This window comes from Enterobacter sp. HK-058-C-ECC (genome assembly GCF_047531125.1).
GTDB classification, from domain to species: Bacteria; Pseudomonadota; Gammaproteobacteria; order Enterobacterales; family Enterobacteriaceae; genus Enterobacter; species Enterobacter quasiroggenkampii.
Genome location: NZ_JBLKCH010000006.1, coordinates 205,191 through 229,646, shown reverse-complemented (window position 1 = coordinate 229,646; position 24,456 = coordinate 205,191). Strand labels below are relative to the sequence as shown.

Annotated in this window: 21 protein-coding genes; 3 read left to right on the top strand and 18 right to left on the bottom strand. The window is 55.3% G+C overall.

Annotated features, from left to right (window positions below; all coding sequences use genetic code 11):
- Positions 1-62: 62 nt before the first annotated feature.
- The 18 genes from ftsA to leuO form a co-directional block, all read right to left on the bottom strand.
- Entirely contained in the window at positions 63-1,319 is a 1,257-nt protein-coding gene (ftsA, locus tag ACMWJS_RS14195; protein WP_006173845.1) for a cell division protein FtsA, read from the bottom strand.
- On the bottom strand, positions 1,316-2,158 hold the full coding sequence (gene ftsQ, locus ACMWJS_RS14190) for a cell division protein FtsQ (RefSeq protein WP_023293285.1): 843 nt from the start codon (positions 2,156-2,158) through the stop codon (positions 1,316-1,318). The genes ftsA and ftsQ overlap by 4 nt, the downstream gene beginning before the upstream one ends.
- Position 2,159: 1 nt before the next feature.
- Entirely contained in the window at positions 2,160-3,080 is a 921-nt protein-coding gene (locus ACMWJS_RS14185) for a D-alanine--D-alanine ligase (protein WP_325819247.1), read from the bottom strand.
- A complete protein-coding gene (gene murC, locus ACMWJS_RS14180; RefSeq protein WP_023293287.1) occupies positions 3,073-4,548 on the bottom strand; it encodes a UDP-N-acetylmuramate--L-alanine ligase in 1,476 nt (491 codons plus the stop codon). Before murC ends, ACMWJS_RS14185 begins: the two co-directional genes overlap by 8 nt.
- A gap of 56 nt (positions 4,549-4,604) precedes the next feature.
- Positions 4,605-5,669 carry an undecaprenyldiphospho-muramoylpentapeptide beta-N-acetylglucosaminyltransferase gene (murG, locus tag ACMWJS_RS14175; protein ID WP_111967225.1) on the bottom strand — a complete coding sequence of 355 codons (1,065 nt, stop codon included), beginning with the start codon at positions 5,667-5,669 and terminating at the stop codon, positions 4,605-4,607.
- Positions 5,666-6,910, bottom strand: coding sequence for a cell division protein FtsW (gene ftsW / locus ACMWJS_RS14170; protein WP_008501983.1), 1,245 nt, complete (start codon positions 6,908-6,910; stop codon positions 5,666-5,668). Before ftsW ends, murG begins: the two co-directional genes overlap by 4 nt.
- A complete protein-coding gene (gene murD, locus ACMWJS_RS14165) occupies positions 6,910-8,226 on the bottom strand; it encodes a UDP-N-acetylmuramoyl-L-alanine--D-glutamate ligase (RefSeq protein WP_045907796.1) in 1,317 nt (438 codons plus the stop codon). The genes ftsW and murD overlap by 1 nt, the downstream gene beginning before the upstream one ends.
- Positions 8,227-8,228: 2 nt before the next feature.
- Positions 8,229-9,311 (bottom strand): phospho-N-acetylmuramoyl-pentapeptide-transferase, encoded by a 1,083-nt coding sequence (mraY, locus tag ACMWJS_RS14160; protein ID WP_008501985.1) that lies wholly within the window; start codon positions 9,309-9,311, stop codon positions 8,229-8,231.
- Complete coding sequence (gene murF / locus ACMWJS_RS14155; RefSeq protein ID WP_414747216.1) at positions 9,305-10,663, bottom strand: UDP-N-acetylmuramoyl-tripeptide--D-alanyl-D-alanine ligase; 1,359 nt, start codon at positions 10,661-10,663, stop codon at positions 9,305-9,307. The genes mraY and murF overlap by 7 nt, the downstream gene beginning before the upstream one ends.
- Entirely contained in the window at positions 10,660-12,147 is a 1,488-nt protein-coding gene (gene murE, locus ACMWJS_RS14150) for a UDP-N-acetylmuramoyl-L-alanyl-D-glutamate--2,6-diaminopimelate ligase (protein WP_045907794.1), read from the bottom strand. Before murE ends, murF begins: the two co-directional genes overlap by 4 nt.
- Positions 12,134-13,900 carry a peptidoglycan glycosyltransferase FtsI gene (locus ACMWJS_RS14145; RefSeq protein ID WP_045907793.1) on the bottom strand — a complete coding sequence of 589 codons (1,767 nt, stop codon included), beginning with the start codon at positions 13,898-13,900 and terminating at the stop codon, positions 12,134-12,136. The genes murE and ACMWJS_RS14145 overlap by 14 nt, the downstream gene beginning before the upstream one ends.
- A 15-nt stretch (positions 13,901-13,915) precedes the next feature.
- Positions 13,916-14,281, bottom strand: coding sequence for a cell division protein FtsL (gene ftsL, locus ACMWJS_RS14140; RefSeq protein WP_008501989.1), 366 nt, complete (start codon positions 14,279-14,281; stop codon positions 13,916-13,918).
- Positions 14,278-15,219: a 16S rRNA (cytosine(1402)-N(4))-methyltransferase RsmH gene (gene rsmH / locus ACMWJS_RS14135; RefSeq protein WP_021240527.1), complete on the bottom strand. Its 942-nt coding sequence runs from the start codon at positions 15,217-15,219 to the stop codon at positions 14,278-14,280. The genes ftsL and rsmH overlap by 4 nt, the downstream gene beginning before the upstream one ends.
- 2 nt (positions 15,220-15,221) lie before the next feature.
- Positions 15,222-15,680 carry a division/cell wall cluster transcriptional repressor MraZ gene (gene mraZ, locus ACMWJS_RS14130; protein ID WP_021240528.1) on the bottom strand — a complete coding sequence of 153 codons (459 nt, stop codon included), beginning with the start codon at positions 15,678-15,680 and terminating at the stop codon, positions 15,222-15,224.
- A 600-nt stretch (positions 15,681-16,280) separates the two neighbouring features.
- A complete protein-coding gene (gene cra, locus ACMWJS_RS14125; RefSeq protein WP_008501993.1) occupies positions 16,281-17,288 on the bottom strand; it encodes a catabolite repressor/activator in 1,008 nt (335 codons plus the stop codon).
- Between the two features lie 179 nt (positions 17,289-17,467).
- Complete coding sequence (ilvN, locus tag ACMWJS_RS14120; RefSeq protein WP_063620771.1) at positions 17,468-17,959, bottom strand: acetolactate synthase small subunit; 492 nt, start codon at positions 17,957-17,959, stop codon at positions 17,468-17,470.
- A 1-nt stretch (position 17,960) separates the two neighbouring features.
- Positions 17,961-19,685: an acetolactate synthase 3 large subunit gene (gene ilvI, locus ACMWJS_RS14115; protein WP_045907791.1), complete on the bottom strand. Its 1,725-nt coding sequence runs from the start codon at positions 19,683-19,685 to the stop codon at positions 17,961-17,963.
- Between the two features lie 380 nt (positions 19,686-20,065).
- Positions 20,066-21,028, bottom strand: a complete 963-nt coding sequence (gene leuO / locus ACMWJS_RS14110; RefSeq protein ID WP_275430302.1) for a transcriptional regulator LeuO — start codon at positions 21,026-21,028, stop codon at positions 20,066-20,068.
- A 587-nt stretch (positions 21,029-21,615) separates the two neighbouring features.
- On the opposite strand from leuO, the gene leuL reads away from it, so the two are divergent.
- The 3 genes from leuL (at position 21,616) to leuB (ending at position 24,456) form a co-directional block, all read left to right on the top strand.
- Complete coding sequence (gene leuL / locus ACMWJS_RS14105; protein WP_071530973.1) at positions 21,616-21,702, top strand: leu operon leader peptide; 87 nt, start codon at positions 21,616-21,618, stop codon at positions 21,700-21,702.
- Positions 21,703-21,793: 91 nt separating this feature from the next.
- A complete protein-coding gene (gene leuA / locus ACMWJS_RS14100; protein ID WP_008501997.1) occupies positions 21,794-23,365 on the top strand; it encodes a 2-isopropylmalate synthase in 1,572 nt (523 codons plus the stop codon).
- Complete coding sequence (leuB, locus tag ACMWJS_RS14095) at positions 23,365-24,456, top strand: 3-isopropylmalate dehydrogenase (RefSeq protein ID WP_414747215.1); 1,092 nt, start codon at positions 23,365-23,367, stop codon at positions 24,454-24,456. The genes leuA and leuB overlap by 1 nt, the downstream gene beginning before the upstream one ends.

Sequence of the window (24,456 nt, the reverse complement as noted above, 5' to 3'; positions counted from 1 at the left end):
ATTTCTCTCTCCGTTGTGCCTGTCGCCCGAGACCGCTAATTCTCTCCGGTCTCTTAAAAAAATTAAAACTCTTTTCGCAACCAGTTGTTCAGTCGTTTGACCCACGACCCCACTGAGACGCGTTTTTCCACTTCCGCTTCACCACTGAGATGAGATTCCTTCCCGTAGTGGAGCAGGCCCACAGCCGTTGAATAATACGGCTCCTGAGCATAATCCGTTAAACCGGTGATATTCAGCGGCGCACCAATACGCACCTGCGTATGGAACACGCGCTGTGCACAGGCCGCAAGACCTTCAATTTGCGCTGCACCGCCGGTTAATACAATCCCCGCCGCAAGATGATGCTTGACGCCCTGCTGACGAAGCTGTTCCTGTAACTGTAAAATCTCTTCGTTGACCAGGTTGAGCAGCTCGGTATAGCGCGGCTCGATCACCTCTGCCAACGTCTGGCGCTGCAGGCTGCGCGGTGGACGACCACCGACGCTTGGCACTTCAACGCTCTCATCTTTGCCAACGATGGAGCCCAGCGCACAGCCGTGGCGCACTTTAATCGCTTCTGCATCGCTCGGCGGCGTACCAAAAGCGTAAGCAATATCGCTGGTCACGACGTTCCCTGCGTACGGGATCACTTTGGTGTGGCGCAGCGCACCGCCGGTATACACGGCCATGTCCATTGTACCACCACCAATATCGACCACACAGACACCCAGTTCACGTTCATCTTCGGTCAGCACGGAATAACTTGCCGCCAGACCGGCGAAAATAAGTTGGTCAACTTTCAGGCCACAACGTTCAACGGCTTTTACAATGTTCTTCGCCATATCGTTGTGACATGTGATCAGGTGCACTTTTGCCTGCATACGAACGCCTGACAGACCAACCGGGTTCTTGATCCCTTCCTGGTAGTCAATCGCATATTCCTGCGGGATCACGTGCAACACGCGATGCTCATCGCGGACACGCACGGATTTCGCCGTATGCACAACGTTTTCAACGTCTTCCTGCGTCACTTCCTCTTCGGAAATCGGCACCATACCGATTTCGTTCTGGCAGCTAATGTGCTTACCAGAGAGGGCCAGATAGACAGAAGAAATCTGGCAATCTGCCATCAATTCAGCCTGATCGATGGCGCGCTGGACGCACTTCACCACCGATTCAAGATCGTTTACCCCACCTTTATCCATACCACGGGACGGGCAACTGCCCACGCCAATGATATTGACCATACCGTCGGGCAGAACTTCCCCTACTAAAGCGGCAACCTTCGCGGTGCCAATCTCCAGTCCAACTACCAGTTTTCTGTCCGTCGCCTTGATCATTGTTGTTCTGCCTGTACCTGTGCCTGATTCTGTTGCTGATTAGGTTCCTCGACCGGAGCCGGTACCCAACCGACTGCTGCGCCTGAGTCATAGCGCAAATCAACGTAGCTTATCCGTTTGCCGTCAGTCTGTGCCTGCTGCTGTAAAACCGGGTAAAGTTCGACAAAACGCGCCAGACGCTTCATGGTGTCCCCGCGCCCCAGGTTGAGCTTAATGCCGTTCGTTAACGTAAGCTGCCAAGAACGGCGCGCCGTCATGGCAGCATCTTTTAACGTAAACCTGTCCTTCGCCAGCACCTGACCCATTTCACGAAAACCCTGTAACACTTCGTTTTCGCTGCCTTCAGGGCCATACAACATTGGTAAATTTTGCTTGTTGACACGATCGGCCGGGACGCTGAAGGAATTTCCGTCGACGTCAACCATGTGCTGATCATTCCAACGCGCAATGGGCACATATTCAACCAGATGAATCTTCAATTCATCAGGCCATTGCTTTCTTACGCTCGCCTGTTTTATCCATGGCAGACGTTCAATCTGGCTCTGGATAATATTGACGTCCTGAGTCATAAAGGTGCCAGGCGAGCCCAGTGCCAGTATTGACTGGCGAATATCGTCGTTACGCGTGTAGTGACGCTCACCGGTGACCACCAGCTTAGAAAGTGGCAACCGCTGCGCATCTTCCATCCAGCCCAGGACCATCCAGCCGCTGATAAACACGGTGCACAGCACCCCGAGCAGGAAAATGATGCCTGCAAGACGCGTTCCATTACTGCGGCGTGAAGAGGTGTATTCTTCCTCGTCATCGCGGTTGCGCGTGTTCAATGCAGCCTGAGACATATCAGCCCGCCTGGTCCAGAATGCGTACGACTAACTGCGAGAAGCTCATCCCCGCCTGACGCGCGGCCATTGGCACAAGGCTGTGGCTGGTCATTCCCGGAGAGGTATTGGCTTCCAGCAGATAAAATTGTCCATCCCGGTCCTGCATCACGTCGATGCGCCCCCAGCCCTGGCAACCCAGAACATGCCAGGCTTTAAGCACCAGGGACTGTAATTCGGCTTCACGCTCAGCTTCAAGACCACTTGGGCAGAAATATTGCGTCTCATCAGAGAGATACTTCGCCTCATAATCATAGAAGACTCCAGCGGGTTGGATACGGATTGACGGTAAAATTTCTTCGCCAAGCATCGCGACGGTAAATTCCGGCCCGCTAAGCCATTTTTCTACCAGAACTTCATCATCATGTTGAAATGCCAGCGCTAAAGCGGACGCTAAATCGTCAGCTTTGTCGACTTTGGACATTCCCACGCTGGAGCCTTCCCGGCTGGGCTTTACAATAACCGGTAAGCCCAGTTCAGCAATGCGCGCATTAACGCTATCCGACAGGCCCAATTCAAATTCGCGTCGCGTCAGCGCTACCCATGGTGCGACAGATAACCCTGCGCCCTGCCACAGCAGCTTGCTGCGCAGTTTATCCATAGAGATAGCGGAAGCCATCACGCCGCTGCCGGTGTACGGCAGGCCGATCAGATCCAGAAGCCCCTGCAGGGTGCCGTCTTCACCGCCACGACCGTGTAAAGCGATAAAAACTTTATCGAAGCCCATGGCTTTTAATTGCGTCACGTCGACCTCTTTTGGGTCAACCAGGTGCGCATTGACGCCACCTTCACGCAGGCCCGCCAGTACAGCCGCGCCGGAATTCAGGGAAACCTCGCGCTCGGCGGAGGTGCCGCCAGACAGGACAGCAATCTTATCAGCCATGATGCTCATCCTCCTGGTTTTGCGGCTTCAGTTTGATTTCAGCTAAGGTACGGGCGATTTTGCCGATATTTCCCGCACCCTGAATCAGAATCAAATCGTTACCTGTCAGGACCGGTGCCAGAATTTCCGCCACCTGTGCAGGGTCAGAAACCAGAATAGGGTCAACCTTACCGCGTCCACGAATGGTGCGACACAGAGAACGGCTGTCTGCGCCAGGAATCGGCGTCTCGCCTGCGGCGTATACATCCAGCATTAGCAGGGTGTCTACCTGTGACAGGACGCTGGCGAAATCGTCATACAGATCGCGCGTACGCGTGAAGCGGTGCGGCTGGAACACCATCACCAGATTCTTGTCCGGCCAGCCCGCACGTGCGGCTTTAATGGTGGCGTCCACTTCGGTTGGATGGTGACCATAGTCGTCCACCAGCATCGCCGTACCGGCTTTACCGTTTACCGGATCCAGCGGGAATTCACCGAGGAAGTCGAAACGACGACCGGTGCCCTGGAAGCTTTCCAGCGCGCGCAGGATCGCATCATCATCAATGCCTTCTTCCGTCGCGACGGCCACTGCCGCTGCGGCATTGAGCGCGTTATGGCGCCCTGGCGCATTCAGCGTCACGTGCAGCAGCTCTTTGTCCTGACGCGCCAGCGTGAAGTGCCCCTGCGCGCCAATCTGTTTGTACTCTTCCACGCGGACGTCAGCGTCTTCACTGAAACCGTAGGTGGTGATTTGACGACCCACGCGCGGCAGCAGCTCGCGGATCACCGGATCGTCTACGCACATCACCGCGCGCCCGTAGAACGGCAGGTTGTGCAGGAAGTTGATAAAGGTCTGCTTTAAGTTCTCGAAGTCACCCTGGTAGGTATCCATATGGTCCGCTTCGATGTTGGTGACAATCGCCACCATCGGCTGCAGGTGCAGGAACGACGCGTCGCTCTCATCCGCTTCAGCAATCAGATAACGACTGTGTCCCAGACGCGCATGCACGCCCGCGGCTTTGACCAGGCCGCCGTTGACAAACGTCGGGTCGAGACCCGCTTCTGCATAAATACTGGAGACCATCGCCGTGGTCGTGGTTTTACCGTGGGTCCCGGCAATCGCGATGCCGTGACGGAAACGCATCAGTTCCGCCAGCATTTCTGCACGGCGGATCACCGGAATGCGCGCGTCATGCGCGGCAACAATCTCCGGGTTGTCAGAGGAGATAGCGCTCGATACCACCACCACGCTGGCATCGCGCACGTTTTCCGGACGATGGTTGAAATAGATAGTCGCCCCAAGCGACGCCAGCTGCTGCGTTACAGGGTTTGGCGCCAGGTCAGACCCGCTGATCTGATAGCCTTCGTTAGCTAACACTTCGGCAATACCGCCCATGCCAGCACCACCGATGCCAACAAAGTGAATGTGCCGGACGCGACGCATCTCGGGCACGATTGAACGCAGTTTTGCCAGTTGTTGTGTATTCATTCTCTAAACGCCATCGACTACTTAAAATTCGTGCCGCGCTTCACGCGCTGCGAGGGTTAAGCCTGGGCTGCCAGGCTCACTTCTTTTGCCACCCGCTCCGTCGCATCAGGGATAGCCGCCGCGCGCGCGCGTTCAGCCATCTCAAGCAATACGTCTCTGTTCCAGCCCGCCAGGGTGGTGGCGACCGCGTCGGCGGTAAATTGTGGCTGCTCAAAAATTTTCGCCGCACCGGCTTTCTCAAGCGGCAGGGCATTCCAGTACTGCTGTCTGTCTTTGTGCTGGAAAGGCACAAACAGAGCTGGCAGCCCCGCGGCAGCGATTTCGCTTACCGTTAAGGCGCCAGAACGACAGACCACGACATCGGCCCAGGCATAGGCTGCCGCCATGTCGTCGATAAATTCCGTCACGTTATGCTGCGGCTGCCCCGCCTCGGCGTAAGCCTGCTCAACGGTCTGCTGAGCGCCTTTTCCACTCTGGTGCCAGATGGTGACGGCATCACCCAGCTTTGCGGCAACCTGCGGCATCGTCTGGTTTAAAATACGTGCGCCCTGAGAGCCGCCGACGACCAGCACACGCACCGGCCCTTCACGGCCCGCCAGGCGAGCCTCCGGCAGCGGCAGTGCCAGTACGTCCACGCGCACCGGGTTTCCCACCACGTCCGCTTTCGGGAACGCGCCAGGAAATGCCTGCATGACTTTGGTGGCGATTTTCGCCAGCCATTTGTTGGTCAGACCCGCAATACCGTTCTGCTCATGCAGCACGACGGGAATACCTAACGACCACGCGGCTAACCCACCTGGACCCGAGACATAGCCGCCCATGCCCAGCACCACATCGGGCTTAAAGCGCTTCATGATGGTGCGCGCCTGACGCCAGGCGTTAAAAATGCGCACCGGTGCCAGCAGCATTGCCTTGAGGCCTTTGCCCCGAAGGCCGGAAATACGAATAAAGTCGATCTCAATACCGTGTTTCGGTACCAGGTCGGCCTCCATGCGGTCTGCGGTTCCCAGCCAGCGTACCTGCCAGCCCTGATCCATTAAATGGTGCGCAACCGCCAGTCCCGGGAACACATGTCCGCCAGTACCGCCTGCCATCACCATTAACCGCTTCGGTTGATTCATCGTGAACCTCGTGTAAACGCCTGGGCTTTTTCCAGACGCGTCTCATAATCTATGCGCAACAACAGCATGATGGCCGTCGACATAATCAACAGACTGGAACCACCATAACTGATCAACGGCAACGTCAGACCTTTGGTCGGCAGCATACCTGCTGCGGCCCCGACGTTAACCAATGCCTGGAAGCTAAACCAGATACCAATTGAGCAGGCCAGGAAGCCTGAGAAACGGTGATCGATCTCCAGCGCTTTCCGGCCGATGGACATGGCGCGGAAAGCGACGAAGAATACCATTAATAGCGCTAATACCACACCGATATAACCCAGTTCTTCCGCAATAATGGAGAAGATGAAGTCAGTATGCGCTTCCGGTAAATACTCCAGTTTCTGTACCGAGTTACCCAGCCCCTGCCCCCAGAGCTCACCGCGCCCAAAGGCCATAAGTGACTGCGTCAGCTGATAGCCGCTGCCGAACGGGTCTTCCCACGGGTTCCAGAACGAGGTCACGCGGCGAATACGGTAAGGCTCGGCGAGGATCAGCAGCACAACCGCTGAAATCCCCATCCCGATAATGGCGATGAACTGCCACAGCTTTGCGCCCGCCAGGAACAGCATAGCCAGCGTGGTGACAAACAGTACCACCACGGTACCGAGGTCAGGCTGCGCCAGCAGTAATACCGCCAGCACCAGAATCACGCCCATCGGTTTTAAGAAGCCGCGCAGGTTATTACGCACTTCATCTACCTTACGCACCAGGTAGTTCGCCAGGTAGCAGAACAGGGAGAGCTTGGTAAATTCCGCAGGCTGAATACGCAGCGGGCCAAAGGCGATCCAGCGTGATGCCCCGTTTACGGAACTCCCCACCACCAGAACGATCAGCAGCATAATGATCGAGGCGATCAGCATCGCCGTACTGTGTCGCTGCCAGAACTCCATCGGCAGACGCAAGGTCACCAGCGCCAGGCAGAATGCCAGGATAATGTACAGACCATCACGCTTGGCAAACAGGAAAGGATCGTTCGCCAGACGCTGCCCGACGGGCATTGACGCTGACGTCACCATAATAAAGCCGACCGCCGCGAGCCCCATCGTGAGCCAGAACAGCGTGCGGTCGTACATGATCAGGCTGTCGTTATCTTTTTGACGAGAGCCCATCACCCAGCCTTTGAGTGCCGCAAACAACCACACCAGGATCCCAAATCCTGGCAGGCGCGGCATTTTCAGGCGAGGGAGAGATAAACGCATCAGCCTAACTCCTTCGCCAGGCGGGTAAAGACATCACCACGCTGTTCGAAATTCTTGAATTGATCGAGGCTGGCACAGGCCGGAGAGAGCAGCACCATATCACCCGGTTTCACGCGAGGGGCAATCAGCCGCATCGCCTGTTCCATGGTTTCGGTTTGCTCGGCGACCTCAGGGCGCAGTGCAGCCAGCTCGCTGCCGTCACGGCCGAAGCAGTACAGACGGACGTTATCGCCGGAGAGATACGGCTTCAGGGACGAGAAATCCGCTGATTTACCGTCGCCGCCCAGCAGCAGATGCAGGGTACCGTCAACGTGCAGGCCGTTCAGCGCGGCCTCCGTGCTGCCCACGTTGGTGGCTTTGGAGTCGTTGATCCAGCGCACGCCGTTGTGCTCCAGCGCCAGCTGGAAACGGTGTGCCAGGCCGGAAAACGTGGTTAATGCTTTCAGGCTTGAGGAGCGCGGCAGCCCCACTGCGTCCGCCAGCGCCAGCGCCGCCAGCGCATTGGTATAGTTGTGCTGCCCAGAGAGCTTCATCTCTTTCACGTTCAGCACTTTCTCACCTTTCACGCGCAGCCAGGTTTCGCCCAGCTGGCGGTTCAGATGATAATCACCCATGGTGATGCCAAAACTAATGCAGCGGTCGTCTGCGCCACGCACCGGCATGGTCAGCGCATCATCGGCGTTCACTACGCAGACTTTGGCATTCTCATAAACGCGCAGCTTGGCGGCACGGTACTGCTGCAGACCAAAGGGATATCTGTCCATGTGATCTTCAGTCACGTTGAGGATCGTCGCAGCGGCAGCATGCAGGCTGGAGGTCGTTTCCAGCTGGAAGCTGGAAAGCTCGAGAACATACAGTTCACAGCCTTTGTCCAGCAGCATCAGAGCAGGCAAACCAATGTTACCGCCAACGCCGACGTTCATGCCCGCCGCTTTTGCCATTTCCCCCACCAGAGTGGTGACGGTGCTTTTACCGTTAGAACCGGTAATCGCGATAACGGGCGCCTGCGCTTCGCGGCAGAACAGCTCGATATCGCCGACAATCTCAACGCCTGCATCTGCGGCAGCGCTCAGGGAAGGATGCGCCAGCGCCATACCCGGGCTGGCGACAATCAGATCGGCTGCCAGCAGCCAGTCATCATTCAGACCACCAAGGTGGCGTTCAACCTGTTCCGGCAGTTTATCCAGACCCGGCGGAGAGACACGCGTATCCATCACGCGCGGCGTCACGCCACGTGCGAGGAAAAAGTCCACGCAGGAAAGGCCCGTGAGGCCTAACCCGATGATAACGACTTTTTTACCCTGGTAATCTGCCATGATTAACGTACCTTCAGCGTTGCCAGGCCAATCAGCACCAGCATCAGCGAAATAATCCAGAAGCGCACAATGACGCGCGGCTCCGGCCAGCCTTTCAGTTCATAGTGGTGGTGAATCGGCGCCATACGGAAGATGCGCTGGCCGCGCAGCTTGAAGGAGCCGACCTGCAAAATCACCGACAGCGTCTCAACCACAAACACGCCGCCCATGATCACCAGCAGGAACTCCTGACGCAGCAGCACGGCAATAATGCCCAGCGCGCCGCCTAACGCCAGTGAACCGACGTCACCCATAAAGACCTGAGCCGGATAGGTGTTGAACCACAGGAAGCCCAGCCCCGCGCCGACAATCGCCGTACAGACGATCACCAGTTCACCCGCGTGGCGCAGATAAGGGATGTGCAGGTAGTTCGCGAAATTCATGTTACCGGTCGCCCAGGCCACCAGCGCAAAACCGGCCGCCACGAAGACGGTTGGCATAATCGCCAGGCCATCCAGACCGTCGGTCAGGTTAACGGCGTTACCGGTGCCGACAATCACAAAGTACGCCAGCAGAATGTAGAACAGACCCAGCTGCGGCATCACGTCTTTAAAGAACGGCACGACCAGCTCGGTCGCTGGCGTGTCTTTCCCGGCCAGATACAGCGCGAAGGCCACGCCCAGCGCGATCACCGACATCCAGAAGTACTTCCAGCGGGCAATCAGGCCTTTAGTGTCTTTACGGACGACTTTGCGGTAATCATCGACGAAACCAATGATCCCGTAACCCACCAGAACCGTCAGCACACACCAGACGTACGGGTTGGACGGGTATGCCCACAGCAGTACGGAAACGACGATGGCAGTCAGGATCATGATCCCGCCCATGGTCGGGGTACCGCGCTTGCTGAAGTGCGATTCCGGGCCGTCGTTACGCACAACCTGGCCGAAAGAGAGCTTTTGCAGACGGGCAATCATGCGCGGGCCCATCCATAATGAGATGAACAGCGCAGTCAGCAGGCTGACGATGGCGCGAAACGTCAGATAGGAAAAGACGTTAAAGCCTGAGTAATATTTGACCAAATGTTCGGCCAGCCAAACTAACATGTCCCGTTCTCCTGTAATGCGTGCACAACCTCTTCCATGGCGGCACTACGTGAACCTTTCACTAACACTGTCACAATTTGTTTTTCTGTCATTAATGCCTTAAGGCGCTCAATCAACGCGGCTTTATCGGCAAAATGCTCGCCAACGCCGCTGGCCTGGCTAATCGCCTGGCTCAGTTTTCCTGCGCTCAGTACACAGTCCAGCCCCGCCGCTTTCGCCGCTTCACCGACCTGGGTATGACAGGCTTCGCTTTCGTCGCCCAGCTCTGCCATGTCGCCAACCACCATGATGCGGAAGCCCGGCATTTCAGATAACACCTGCACCGCCGCCGTCATCGAGCCAACGTTCGCGTTATAGGAGTCATCCAGCAGCAGCTTGTTTTCCGAAAGCTGAATCGGGAACAGGCGTCCCGGCACGGCTTTCAGGTTCGCCAGCCCGGCTTTGATCGCCTCATGTGAAGCGCCTACCGCCGTTGACAGCGCCGCCGCCGCAAGGGCATTGGCGATGTTATGGCGACCCGGCAGCGGCAGCAGCACCTCCAAGCCACCCGTTGGGGTGGTGAGGGTGAACTCGGTGCCGTGCGACGTCACATGGATATTGGTCGCTGCAAAATCACTGTTGGCCGCATTTGGCGAGAAGCGCCAGGTTTTACGCGCACCAATGATGCTCTGCCAGTTAAGCCAGTCGTTGTTATCGGCGTTCAGAATGGCGATACCGTTTTCCGGCAGGCCGGTGTAAATCTCGCCTTTCGCTTTTGCCACGCCTTCCAGCGAGCCAAAGCCTTCCAGGTGCGCAGCCGCGAGGTTATTCACCAGCGCTGCTTCCGGGCGCGTCAGGCTCACGGTCCAGGCGATTTCACCCTGGTGGTTTGCACCTAACTCGATCACCGCATACTCGTGCTCTTTGGTCAGGCGAAGCAATGTCATCGGCACGCCGATGTCATTATTGAGGTTGCCCGCGGTATAAAGCGTATTGCCGCACTGGCTGAGGATCGCCGCCGTCATCTCTTTCACTGACGTTTTGCCTGAGGATCCGGTCAGGGCCACGACGCGAGCCGGCACCTGCTGACGAACCCAGGCCGCCAGCTCACCGAACGCGAGACGCGTATCTTTCACCACAACCTGCGGCAGATCGATATCAAGCTTGCGGCTGACCAGCAGCGCACCGGCGCCGTTATCTTTGGCCTGTTCAGCAAAATCATGCGCGTCAAAACGCTCGCCTTTCAGCGCCACGAACAGACAGCCAGTGGTGACTTTGCGGGTGTCCGTCGTCACGGCATCAATGGTCAGGTCTTGCCCGTGCAGGTCGCCGTGCAATACCGCAGCGGCCTGGCTTAACGAGAGGCTAATCATGCGACGACTCCCAGCAGGCGAGCTGCCGTTACGCGATCCGAGTAATCCAGACGGCGGTTGCCAACGATCTGATAATCTTCATGGCCTTTACCCGCCAGCAGAACAACATCATTCTCCTGTGCCTGCATGATGGCATTCGTCACGGCTTCCGCCCGGCCTTCGACGACGCGCGCGCGGCCCGCATCCAGCATGCCCGCCAGAATGTCATTAATGATGGCGCGCGGCTCTTCCGTACGCGGGTTGTCATCGGTGACAACCGGAATATCTGCGAACTGTTCCGCAATAGCGCCCATCAGCGGGCGTTTGCCTTTGTCACGATCGCCGCCGCAGCCAAACACGCACCAGAGCTTACCGGTACAGTGCAGGCGCGCCGCTTCCAGCGCTTTTTCCAGCGCATCCGGCGTGTGGGCATAATCAACCACAACGGTCGGTTTACCCGGCGCGCTAAACACTTCCATACGGCCACAAACTGGCTGCAGACGCGCGGCGGTTTTCAGCAGCTCAGCCATCGGGTAACCCAGCGCCAGCAGCGTTGCCAGCGCCAGCAGCAGGTTGCTGACGTTAAACGCCCCCATCAGGCGGCTTTCAATTTCGCCTTCACCCCAGGAAGAGGCAAAGCGGATGGTCGCCCCGCTGTCGTGATATTTCACCTCAACCGCCTTCAGCCAGCGGCCGTGGCAGTTCGGATTGATATGGTCTTCCATCGATACGGCAACCGCATCGGGCAGCTTCGCCAGCCAGCGGCGACCGACTTCATCGTCGGCATTGATGATCGCCTGACCACAGTGGTGAGTGGAATAGAGCAGCCATTTCGCGGCTTCGTAGTGCTCCATATCACCATGATAATCAAGATGATCGCGGCTCAGGTTGGTAAACACGGACGCGGCAAATTTCAGCGCCGCGACGCGGTGCTGGACCAGACCGTGCGAAGAGACCTCCATCGCGGCAAAGGTTGCACCCTGCCCTGCCAGACCGGCGAGCACGTGCTGTACGTCAACCGCGGAGCCGGTGGTGTTTTCCGTCGGGCTCACTTTGCCCAGCAGACCGTTACCCACGGTCCCCATCACCGCGCCGGTTTCACCCAGCAGCTGAGCCCACTGCGCCATCAGCTGCGTGGTGGTGGTTTTTCCGTTCGTACCCGTTACGCCAACCAGGCGCAGCTGGTCGGAAGGTTCGTGATAAAAACGTCCCGCCAGTGCGGAAAGACGTTCGTTTAACTGGCTGAGATAGATGACCGGCACGCCGTGCATTTCACGGATCTCACCGTCGGTTGCCTCATCTTTAGCCTCAGCAATAATGGCAGCCACACCTTGCGCAATCGCCTGCGGGATATAACGACGCCCGTCCGCCTGATGACCGACCACCGCCACAAAAAGATCGCCAGAAGCAGCCACGCGGCTGTCCAGTACCATCTCTCGCAGTGCTCGCTCCGGTGCATTTGGCACCCACGGAGCGAGAAGGTCGCGCAAATTACGATCTGCCACCTGTACCCTCGCCTTGATTAATTACAAATTCACTTTTTTCGCCCGTCGCCAGCGCATCCGGTTCAATGTTCATGGTGCGTAATACGCCGCCCATGATGGCCCCGAACACAGGCGCGGAGACGGCGCCGCCGTAGTATTTACCCGCCTGTGGATCGTTTATCACGACCACCAGCGCAAAACGCGGATTGCTTGCAGGCGCAACGCCTGCGGTATAGGCAATGTATTTGTTGATGTAACGGCCGTCTGGCCCCACTTTTTTCGCTGTACCGGTTTTAATGGCGATACGATAGCCTTTAATCGCCGCCTTCACGCCGCCGCCGCCCGGCAGCGCCACGCTTTCCATCATGTGCACTACGGTACGAACGATGGATTCCGGGAAGATACGCTCGCCCGGCACCGGTGGATCAACTTTGGTAATCGACAGCGGGCGATAAACGCCATAGCTGCCAATCGTTGCGTAGACTCGCGCTAACTGTAACGGGGTTACCATTAGCCCGTAGCCGAAAGAGAAGGTGGCCCTCTCTATGTCAGACCACCGTTGTTTTTGAGGATATAAGCCACTGCGTTCTCCGACCAACCCCAAATTGGTCGCCTTTCCCAGTCCAAAACGTGAGTAAGTCTCTACTAACGCTGAGGACGGCATCGCTAACGCCAGCTTTGAAACACCGACGTTACTCGACTTCTGTAACACCCCGGTCAGGGTCAATTCGCTGTAGCGCGCCACGTCTTTTATCTCGTGGCCGTTAATACGGTATGGGATGGTGTTCAGGACCGTGTTTTCATTGACGATGCCGCGCTGGAGCGCGGTCATCACCACCATCGGCTTCACCGTGGAGCCAGGTTCGAACACGTCGGTAATCGCCCGGTTACGCATGGCATCTTTTGCGGTGCCGGTAAAGTTGTTCGGGTTGTAGGACGGACTGTTGGCCATCGCCAGCACTTCACCGGTGCTGACATCCACCAGCACGGCGCTGCCTGACTCCGCCTTGTTGAACGCCACGGCGTTGTTCAGCTCGCGGTAGACCAGCGCCTGCAGGCGCTCGTCGATACTCAGGGCCAGGTTGTGCGCTGCCTGACTGTCCGTAGAGGAGATATCTTCGATGACGCGCCCGTAGCGGTCCTTACGCACGATTCGCTCGCCCGGCTGACCGGTGAGCCACTTATCGAAGCTTTTTTCAACGCCCTCAATCCCCTGGCTGTCGACGTTGGTGAAGCCAATGAGGTGAGCGGTTACTTCGCCGGATGGATAGTAACGACGGGATTCTTCACGCAGATGAATGCCCGGCAGCTTCAGTTTGCGAATGTAGTCCGCCATGTCAGGGTTAACCTGACGCGCCAGATAGATAAAACGCCCTTTCGGGTTCGCGTTAACGCGGGAAGCCAGCTGATCCAGCGGCATTTTCAGCGCATCAGCCAGCGCTTTCCAGCGGTTATCAAGGGTAATGCCACCGGCGTCGTGCAGCTCTTTCGGATCGGCCCAGATAGCCTTCACCGGTACGCTCACCGCCAGCGGACGACCGGAGCGGTCGGTGATCATCCCGCGGGACGTGGAGACCTCCTGAACGCGCAGAGAGCGCATATCGCCCTGGCGTACCAGCATGTCAGGGGCGACGATCTGCAGCCAGGCCACGCGGCCCAGCAGAAAACCCAGCGCCAGTAAAATGCAGCCGCAAAGCAACGCAAAACGCCAACTGATAAAGTTGGCCTGTTCTTCCTGACGTTTTGGTTTTAGCGTTTTTGCCGCTGCTTTCATGCGTCGCGTTTTCCCTTATTTTTGTACCACGATATTTTCCTGTGAAGGATCAACATGCTGCAGCTGCAGCTTTTCCGTTGCGATCCGTTCAACCCGGCTATGATCGCCGAGCGCGTTTTCTTCAAGGATCAGATTTCGCCATTCAATATCCAGCGCATCGCGTTCCAGTACCATCTGCTCGCGTTGCGCAGTCAATAAACGTGTATGGTGGGCTGTCGTCACCACCGTTACTGCCGTGACAATGATGCAAATGAACAGACAGAGTGGCAGTTTCCCAAACCGCAAAAGATCGTCGCCGATCACGCCAGGCAAGGCATGGCGCTCGTTGCTTCCTAACGAATCCTTAACTTTGCTTAGGGTCTCTGTCACTCTGCCGATCATGCGTTCGTCCTCTCTGCAACACGCAGCACTGAACTACGGGCGCGTGGATTCTCTGCCACTTCTTCTTCGCCCGGCATCAACTTGCCTAATGCTCGCAACTGACGGCCACCCAGCTTCCTGAGTTGTTCTTCCGTCATCGGCAGCCCCGCTGGCACCTGAGGACCGCGGCTTTGTTCACGCATAAAGCGTTTCACAATACGGTCTTCCAGCGAATGGAAGCTGATGATGGATAACCGCCCACCCGGGGCCAGCACGTCGAGCGAGCTTTTTAGCGCCAGCTCTATTTCCTCCAGTTCACTGTTTACCCAGATGCGAACCGCCTGGAAGGTACGGGTCGCGGGATGTTTGTGCTTATCCTTCACCGGGGTCGCTGCCGCGATCACCTCGGCCAACTCTTTGGTGCGGGTCATTGGCTCAATGCGGTTACGCTCAACAATGGCGCGCGCAATACGTTTGCCAAAGCGCTCTTCGCCAAACGTTTTAATGACCCATGCAATATCGGCTTCGTCAGCGGTCTGAAGCCACTCGGCGGCGGATTGTCCGCGCGTCGGATCCATCCGCATGTCCAGCGGACCATCACGCATAAAGGAGAAACCGCGTTCAGCGTCGTCAAGTTGGGGTGAAGAGACGCCAAGATCGAGAAGAATCCCGTCGATCTTGCCCGTCAGGCCGCGCTCAGCCACATAGTCCGCGAGCGCAGAGAAAGGTCCATGCACGATGGAAAAGCGTGGGTCATTGATGGTCTGTGCAACGGCAATTGCCTGCGGATCGCGATCGATTGCCAGCAGACGTCCCTCCTCACCCAGCTGGGAGAGGATCAAACGCGAGTGGCCACCGCGACCAAATGTGCCATCAATGTAGATGCCATCCGGACGAATATTCAGGCCGTTAACGGCCTCGTCCAGTAACACCGTTTTATGTTTATAATTTTCCATCATATTTATAGAGACAAGTCCTGCAGTCGTTCCGATAATGTCGCGGAATCAGACTGCTCAGCGTCGATATCTTCCTTGACCTGTTGATACCAGGTCGTTTCATCCCACAGTTCAAACTTGTTGAACTGCCCGACCAGCATCACTTCTTTTGTCAGACCGGCATGTTGCCGCAACACAGGGGCAATCAGTAATCGCCCTGCGTTATCCATCTGACATTCACTGGCATGTCCCAATAACAGCCGCTGCACGCGGCGCTCCTGCGGGTTCATGCTCGACAGTCGCGACAGCTTTTGCTCAATAATTTCCCATTCAGGTAAGGGGTAAAGCAGCAGGCAGGGGGAGTTAATGTCAATGGTGCAAACCATTTGACCCGCAGCGTTCTCAATCAGCTGGTCGCGGTATCGGGTTGGTACCGATAAACGCCCTTTGCTGTCGAGATTGACTAACGTTGCTCCACGGAACATGCCAGTCTCACCCCTCCTCACCACTTTAACCCACAAATTCCCACCTAAAGGAGTTTACGGAGCGAGGGAAAAGCTTGTCAAGCCAGGACTCTCCGTATAAGGACTCGAAAGCCCTCTATTTACAGAGTTAAACAGTCCTGGTTAATAACTGCACAACTGGCGAGGCAAAATTAACGTTATGAATATTTGTAAGAAAAAAACCGAATATGCACACTAGCGTTAAGGCTCACTCAATATCATCGCAGATAAATATAAAGTGTCAGTTTGCGACGCGGGCAGCATTTTATGACAGATTCTCAGGGGATGACAGCGCCAGATTCACCCAGGCACACGGTAAGCGCAGTGGTTAGCACGTAAGCAGTCAAAGGAAGAGGAAAAAACGTCTGAATATTCATCGACCGAAGAGGGTTTGTAACAAAATAATACAAAGAATACCGTTTAAAATCGCTTAGATGTTCTTTAAAGAACAATTTAAAAGCCAAAATGAATTAAGAAAAATAGGCGATTATGATCTCACAAGAATTATCCTAATTTCTCTCCGGGAATTATCCGCACGAATTATCTCAGCAAAATGGGGCAGATTTCGCCGCCCCAGTCATTTCATTTTTGGCGGCTTAAAATTCCGCGATGGTAGAGATTACGTTTGATACGCGTCAGGCCCGGCTTTGGTTTGCGGGGTTCATCCAGACTCGCCAGCACAATCTCCAGCACGCGTTCAGCCACGTCACGGTGACGCTGTGCAACCGCCAGCACCGGGCACTGAAGGAAGTCGAGCAGCTCGTTATCCCCGAACGTGGCAATCGCCAGGTCGGAGGGGAGTTTACCTTCACGGCGTAAGGTGACATCCATGACGCCCTGCAAGAGCGCAAACGAGGTCGTGAACAGCGCCTGAGGCATCGGGTGGGTTTCCAGCCATTTCTCGAACAGCTGCGCGGCGGCTTCACGTTCGTAGCTGTTGGCATAGAGGTAGTGAACCTCGCGCGGATCGTCTTTCCAGGCAGTTCTGAATCCCTGCTCGCGCAGGAAGCTCACCGAAAGCTCGGGCAACGCGCCAAGATACAGCACCGTTTCCGCCGGGAACGTCCGCAGCTCTGCGGCCAGCATTTCGGCATCATCCTGATCCGCACCCACTACGCTTGTGAAATGTTCACGATCGAGCGCGCGATCCAGCGCCACGATTGGGAACGGATCGTTCGCCCAACGCTGGTAGAACGGATGTTCTGGCGGTAAGGAGGTCGAAACAATAATGGCATCCACCTGGCGCTGGAGCAGGTGCTCAATGCAGCGCATCTCGTTATCAGGCTGATCTTCCGAGCAGGCAATCAGCAGCTGATAGCCACGCTGGCGCGCCTGACGTTCAAGATAGTTGGCGATACGGGTATAGCTGGTGTTTTCCAGGTCCGGGATCACCAGACCAATAGAGCGGGTGCGCCCGGCGCGCAGACCGGCTGCGACAGCATTCGGATGGTAGTTATGTTCACGAACCACCGCCATAACTTTTTCAACGGTCTTGTCGCTGACACGGTACTGCTTTGCTTTACCGTTAATCACATAGCTGGCCGTTGTTCGTGACACGCCGGCTAGCCGGGCGATTTCATCCAGTTTCACAATTGCCCCTTAAAAAAAGAAAAGAGTCCATGGCCCTGTCAAGGTTATGGTTAAATCTTTTAACATCTAAACGCAGAAAAGCCTTCGCGGCAACCGCTTTTATCTGCGTTGTCGGCTGATTACGCAAAAAAAAGCCCGGCTTTGGTGACCGGGCAGAAAGAGGCGAACCTTTTTGACAACTAACGCATGATTTTCTCGCCGCGTGACAGACCCACGACACCCGATCTTGCGACTTCAACAATTTTTGCCACATCCCGCACGGACGTCAGGAAAGCATCCAGCTTGTCACTTGTCCCGACCAGCTGAACCGTATAAAGAGAAGGCGTGACGTCGATAATCTGTCCGCGGAAAATATCCGCATTGCGTTTAACTTCTTCACGCCCGTAGCCGGTGGCCTGGATTTTCACCAGCATGACCTCACGTTCAACGTAGGCCCCCTGCCCCAGCTCGCTCACGCGCAGCACATCAACCAGCTTATGCAGCTGTTTTTCAATCTGTTCAAGTACTTTGGCGTCGCCAACGGTTTGAATCGTCATGCGCGACAGCGTGGGATCCTCCGTCGGCGCGACGGTCAGGCTTTCAATGTTATAACCGCGCTGCGCAAAAAGACCAATGACGCGCGACAGTGCGCCAGACTCGTTTTCCAGTAAAACCGATAATATCCGGCGCATATCAGGTTCTCTCCGTTTTGCTTAACCACATTTCATCCATACCGCCCCCCCGAATATGCATCGGATAAACGTGTTCGGTTCCATCAACAATCACATCCATAAATACAAGGCGGTTGTTTTTAACGTGCTCAAGCGCTTGTGCGAGCTTCGTTTCCAGCTCGGCCGGATCGGTCACTCGCATCCCCACATGGCCATAAGCTTCAGCAAGACGAACAAAATCCGGCAGCGATTGCATATAGGACTGCGAATGACGGCCAGAATAAATCATATCCTGCCACTGCTTCACCATGCCGAGGTAGCCGTTATTCAGGTTCAGCACAAGAACCGGCAGCTCATACTGCAGCGCGGTAGACAGCTCCTGAATGTTCATCTGAATACTGCCGTCTCCGGTCACGCAGACGACGGTTTCATTCGGCAGGGCCAGCTTCACGCCCAGCGCGGCAGGCAGACCGAAGCCCATGGTGCCTAAGCCACCCGAGTTGATCCAGTGACGCGGTTTATCAAACGGGTAATACAGGGCGGCAAACATCTGGTGTTGGCCCACGTCTGAGGTTACATACGCCTCACCTTTCGTCAGTCGCCACACCGCTTCGATGACCGCCTGCGGCTTAATGTTTTCGCTTTGCGTGTCATATTTCAGGCACTGACGCGCTCGCCACTGTTCAATCTGCTGCCACCAGTCGCGGATCTCATCCAGCGGCTGGGTCGCGTTCTCCTGGGTCAGCAGATCCAGCATCTGTTCCAGAACCTGACGAGCATCACCGACGATCGGCACATCAGCCGACACCGTTTTTGAAATGGACGTCGGATCGATATCAATGTGCAACACGGTGGCGTTCGGGCAATACTTCGCCAGATTGTTGGTGGTACGATCGTCAAAACGCACGCCGACGGCAAAGATCACATCGGAGTGATGCATCGTCATGTTGGCTTCATAGGTACCGTGCATACCCAGCATGCCGAGCGCCTGGCGGTGAGTGGCGGGAAACGCCCCCAGCCCCATCAGCGACGACGCCACAGGAAGGTTGAGTTTTTCAACCAGCTCACGAAGCTGGGCTTCACAGGCTGCGTTGATCGCCCCGCCGCCGACATAGACGACCGGTTTTTTGGCTGCCAGAAGCGTTTGCAACGCCCGCTTGATCTGTCCTTTATGCCCCTGCGTTGTCGGATTGTAAGAACGCATGCTCACCGAGTCAGGCCAGACGTACGGCAGCTTGTTTGCCGGGTTCAGAATGTCTTTAGGCAGATCGACCACCACCGGTCCCGGGCGCCCGCTTGCTGCCAGCCAGAAGGCTTTTTTCAGTACGCCGGGAATGTCTTCGGTTTGCTTGACCAGAAAACTGTGCTTCACAACGGGACGGGAAATCCCGACCATGTCACACTCCTGAAAAGCATCGTAGCCAATCAGCGAGGTTGCTACCTGCCCGGAGAGGATCACCAGCGGGATAGAGTCCATATACGCCGTTGCAATACCGGTAATGGCGTTTGTCGCGCCGGGGCCGGACGTGACTAAGACCACGCCCACTTCACCCGTCGCACGCGCCAGACCGTCGGCCATGTGTACAGCCGCCTGCTCGTGACGTACCAGAACATGGTCAATGCCCCCTACCGTATGCAGCGCATCATAAATATCCAGGACCGCGCCGCCAGGGTAGCCGAACACTTGCTTTACGCCCTGATCGATCAGCGACCGCACGACCATTTCCGCGCCAGACAACATCTCCATGCTTTGCCTCCAGGCATTTTGTTATAGACGGACTGCCGAATTCATTTCCGCACCGTCTTACGATCGGGATGAACCAATCTTATATTTTGCAGAGTGTTCTTTACCTTAACCGCTCGTTATGAGGCAGGCAATTAGCAAACCCGGGGAGATAAACGGTGCGTAAAGCAGAAAAAGCAGCCGTTAACTGAAGATATGGTTAATTCCTCTGGGAATAGAGGACGGTGTGATAAATCATCGCTGAAAAGCGGGGCAATGCAGGAAATCATCTATTTTTGCGTACCGAAGAGCGGCCCGAAAAAATGCATCACAGAACAAAATAGTAATTATCTATAAAAACTCAGGATAAATCACACAATCCGATGCGATTTATCCTGATGCGATTACCGGCGGCAGATACCTACCAGCAACTCTTCCATCCATTGGTGTCCTTTATCCCTTCCGGCCGCTTCATGCCAGGAGAGATAGCAGGTTCGGCTATTTAACTTAAGCGGCAGAGGCAAAATTTGCAGATTTAACGGGTCAGAAAACTCTTCTGCCAGCCAGCGCGGTGCAATCGCCACCAGATGTGTTTGGGAAACAACGTTTAATACGCTGACCATAGCCATCCCCTGATAAGCCACGCTCGCCTGCTTATCCGCAGAGTCATACCATGGCAGGCTAAAGGAAGCATATCTGTCGAGGGCAACAACGGCATGCTGCTCGTTATAGACATCATTTTCGCGTAGTGGATATTTCAGCCGAGGATGATTTTTACTGGCCACCAGAACCATTTCATCTTTAAACAGCGGTACGCAGGAAAATTCAGGACGACGGAACTCTTCATACCCCAGGACGAATTCAATCTCCTGATAGCGTAACTGATGCTCTGTACTTTGGTTCAGGGATGATTTAAAAACCAGATGGATATTTGGCGCGATCTCTTCGACTTTATTATAGATAATCGAGGTTAAATAATTATCTAATGGACTGCAGACACACAGATGAAATGTGCGCTCGCTGCTTAAAGGTTCAAAGCCCGATCCCGGCAGCTCGTTTTGTACCAGCTGCAACGCCTGACGGATTGAGCCGAACAGCTGGAATGCGCGCGCAGTAGGCTGGATCCCTCTTCCGTAACGAACAAACAATTCGTCGTTAAACATGACCTTAAGCCTGGCAACGGCGTTACTCACAGCAGGTTGTGACATCCCCAACGCCTGGGCCGCGCGGGTGATATTCTGTTCCTGCATGACAGCATCAAACACCGTCAGAAGATTAAGATCCACCGTGCGTAACTGCGGTTTAATCCCATCAGTAGCTTGAGGTTGTTTAATATTATTTTCTGACACTTCTGACTCCACTGTCACGCTACACTCCCTTTGCTCACGTACGGTAATAATCTCGAAAAATATGATTTATCATGCAAATACGATCAGCGAAAGAGAATTATTTAAAATTCAGAATATATAAAGACGCTATACAAACGAAAAGAAAATAGCGCAAATGATATGTTTGACTTTAGGATTTAAATGAAACCATAAACCAAGCAAATACACAATGACCGCCAGATTAATGATGACTTAAGTATTATTAAACTGTTATCGCCATCGCTCATCAGTTAGTTAATAACATGTTACCTCTGTTCATTTTTTAGCGACGTGTAATAGATTCACCGTAATTATAACTTAATGATAGTAAACCCCTTTATGTACAGAATACTCTCTGTAACGCGCGTCACTCATTTTAAACAATTATATTTATTTATTTCTGCAACTGTTTTCTTCAGTCCAAAATTAGACAATTAGTCGGCTCGCAAAAGCCAAAACCAGCACAATTAGCTAACGTAAAATCCTGCCCGTTCCGCCCGTCGGGTCCGTTTTTATCGTCAGGGGTTGACATCAACTGCCGTATCCAGTACCACTAAAAGCATATTGAATTTAACGGAGCACGATTCATGATTCGCACCATTCGTTTCACCGGTCTACTACTACTAAACGCATCCACTGTGCGCGGTAGACTGGCGGGCGAAATTCAGCGTTGAATCGTCACCAGTAAGACTAAAAACCCGCGCCACTGCGCGGGTTTTTTTATGCTCGTAGCAAGGCGCCCTAAGACTGACAAGGACCTAACCCATGAGCCAGCAAGTCATTATTTTCGATACTACTTTACGTGACGGTGAACAGGCATTACAGGCAAGCCTGAGTGTAAAAGAGAAACTGCAGATCGCGCTGGCTCTCGAACGTATGGGTGTCGACGTGATGGAGGTGGGTTTCCCGGTCTCGTCTCCGGGTGATTTCGAATCCGTCCAGACCATCGCCCGCACCATTAAAAACAGCCGCGTATGTGGTCTGGCGCGCTGTGTGGAAAAAGATATCGACGTTGCAGCCGAGTCGCTGAAAGTGGCCGAAGCGTTCCGTATCCACACCTTTATTGCCACCTCGCCCATGCACATCGCCACCAAGCTGCGCAGCACGCTGGATGAGGTGATTGAGCGCGCGGTGTATATGGTGAAACGCGCACGTAACTACACCGATGACGTTGAATTCTCCTGTGAAGATGCAGGCCGTACGCCAATCGACGATTTGGCGCGCGTCGTGGAAGCCGCCATTAACGCGGGTGCCAAAACTATCAACATCCCGGACACCGTCGGCTACACCATGCCGTTTGAGTTCGCCAACATCATCACCGGCCTGTATGACCGCGTTCCAAACATTGATAAAGCGATTATCTCCGTCCACACCCACGATGATTTGGGTCTGGCCGTGGGCAATGCTATCGCCGCCGTCCACGCTGGCGCGCGTCAGGTAGAAGGCGCGATGAACGGCATCGGCGAACGCGCGGGCAACTGTTCGCTGGAAGAAGTGATCATGGCGATCAAAGTGCGCAAAGACATCATGGACGTGCACACCCGCATTAATCACAACGAGATCTGGCGCACCAGCCAGACCGTCAGCCAGATTTGCAACATGCCTATTCCGGCCAACAAAGCGATTGTCGGCACTGGCGCCTTCGCGCACTCCTCCGGTATTCATCAGGATGGCGTGCTGAAGAACCGTGAAAACTACGAAATTATGACCCCGGAATCCATCGGCCTGAACCAGGTCCAGTTGAACCTGACCTCCCGTTCCGGTCGCGCGGCAGTGAAGCACCGCATGGAAGAGATGGGCTATAAGGACAGCGATTACAACATGGATCAGCTGTATGACGCGTTCCTGAAGCTGGCCGACAAAAAAGGGCAGGTGTTCGACTATGACCTGGAAGCGCTGGCCTTTATTAACAAACAGCAGGAAGAGCCAGAGCACTTCCGTCTGGATTACTTCAACGTGCAGTCCGGATCCAGCGACATCGCCACCGCCTCGGTCAAGCTGGCCTGCGGAGATGAAATTAAAGCAGAGGCAGCTAACGGAAATGGACCTGTCGATGCGATTTACCAGGCCATCAACCGCGTTACCGAGTACGACGTTGAGCTGGTCAAATATGACCTGACGGCCAAGGGCCACGGCAAAGATGCACTGGGCCAGGTCGACATTGTTGTGACCCACAATGGCCGCCGCTTCCATGGCGTGGGTCTGGCGACCGATATCGTTGAATCCTCCGCGAAAGCGATGGTGCATGTGCTGAATAACATCTGGCGCGCCGCCGAAGTCGAAAAAGAGTTGCAACGCAAAGCTCAGAATAAAGAGAACAACAAGGAAACCGTGTAATGTCGAAGAATTACCATATTGCTGTGTTACCGGGCGACGGTATTGGCCCGGAAGTGATGGCACAGGCGCTGAAAGTACTGGAAGCCGTTCGCGCACGTTTTGCGATGAAAATCACCACCAGCCACTACGATGTGGGCGGTATTGCGATTGATAACCACGGTACGCCACTGCCAAAAGCAACCGTGGAAGGCTGTGAAAATGCCGATGCCGTGCTGTTTGGTTCCGTCGGTGGTCCAAAATGGGAACACCTGCCGCCAGCAGAGCAGCCAGAGCGCGGCGCGCTGCTGCCGCTGCGTAAACATTTCAAACTGTTCAGTAACCTGCGTCCGGCGAAGCTGTACCAGGGTCTGGAAGAGTTTTGCCCGCTGCGCGCCGATATCGCCGCCAACGGTTTCGACATTCTGTGCGTGCGTGAACTGACCGGCGGGATCTATTTCGGTCAGCCAAAGGGGCGCGAAGGCAGCGGTCAGCATGAAAAAGCGTTCGATACCGAGGTTTATCACCGCTTCGAAATTGAACGTATCGCCCATATCGCGTTTGAGTCGGCGCGCAAACGCCGCCATAAGGTGACCTCGATTGATAAAGCGAACGTGCTGCAGTCTTCCATTTTGTGGCGCGAGATCGTCAGCGAAGTCGCTAAACAGTACCCGGACGTTGCGCTGTCGCACATGTACATCGACAACGCGACCATGCAGCTGATTAAGGATCCGTCCCAGTTTGACGTGCTGCTGTGCTCCAACCTGTTCGGCGATATTCTCTCTGACGAGTGCGCGATGATCACCGGCTCGATGGGCATGCTGCCATCCGCCAGCCTGAATGAAGAAGGCTTCGGCCTGTACGAGCCTGCGGGCGGCTCCGCACCGGATATCGCCGGCAAAAACATCGCTAACCCGATTGCGCAGATCCTCTCCCTTGCCCTGCTGCTGCGCTACAGCCTGGATGCAGGCGATGCAGCAACCGCAATTGAAAACGCCATTAACCGGGCGTTAGAAGAAGGCGTTCGTACCGGTGATTTAGCACGCGGCACGCCGGCAGTCAGTACCGATGAAATGGGCGACATTATTGCCCGCTATGTCGCTGAAGGGGTGTAA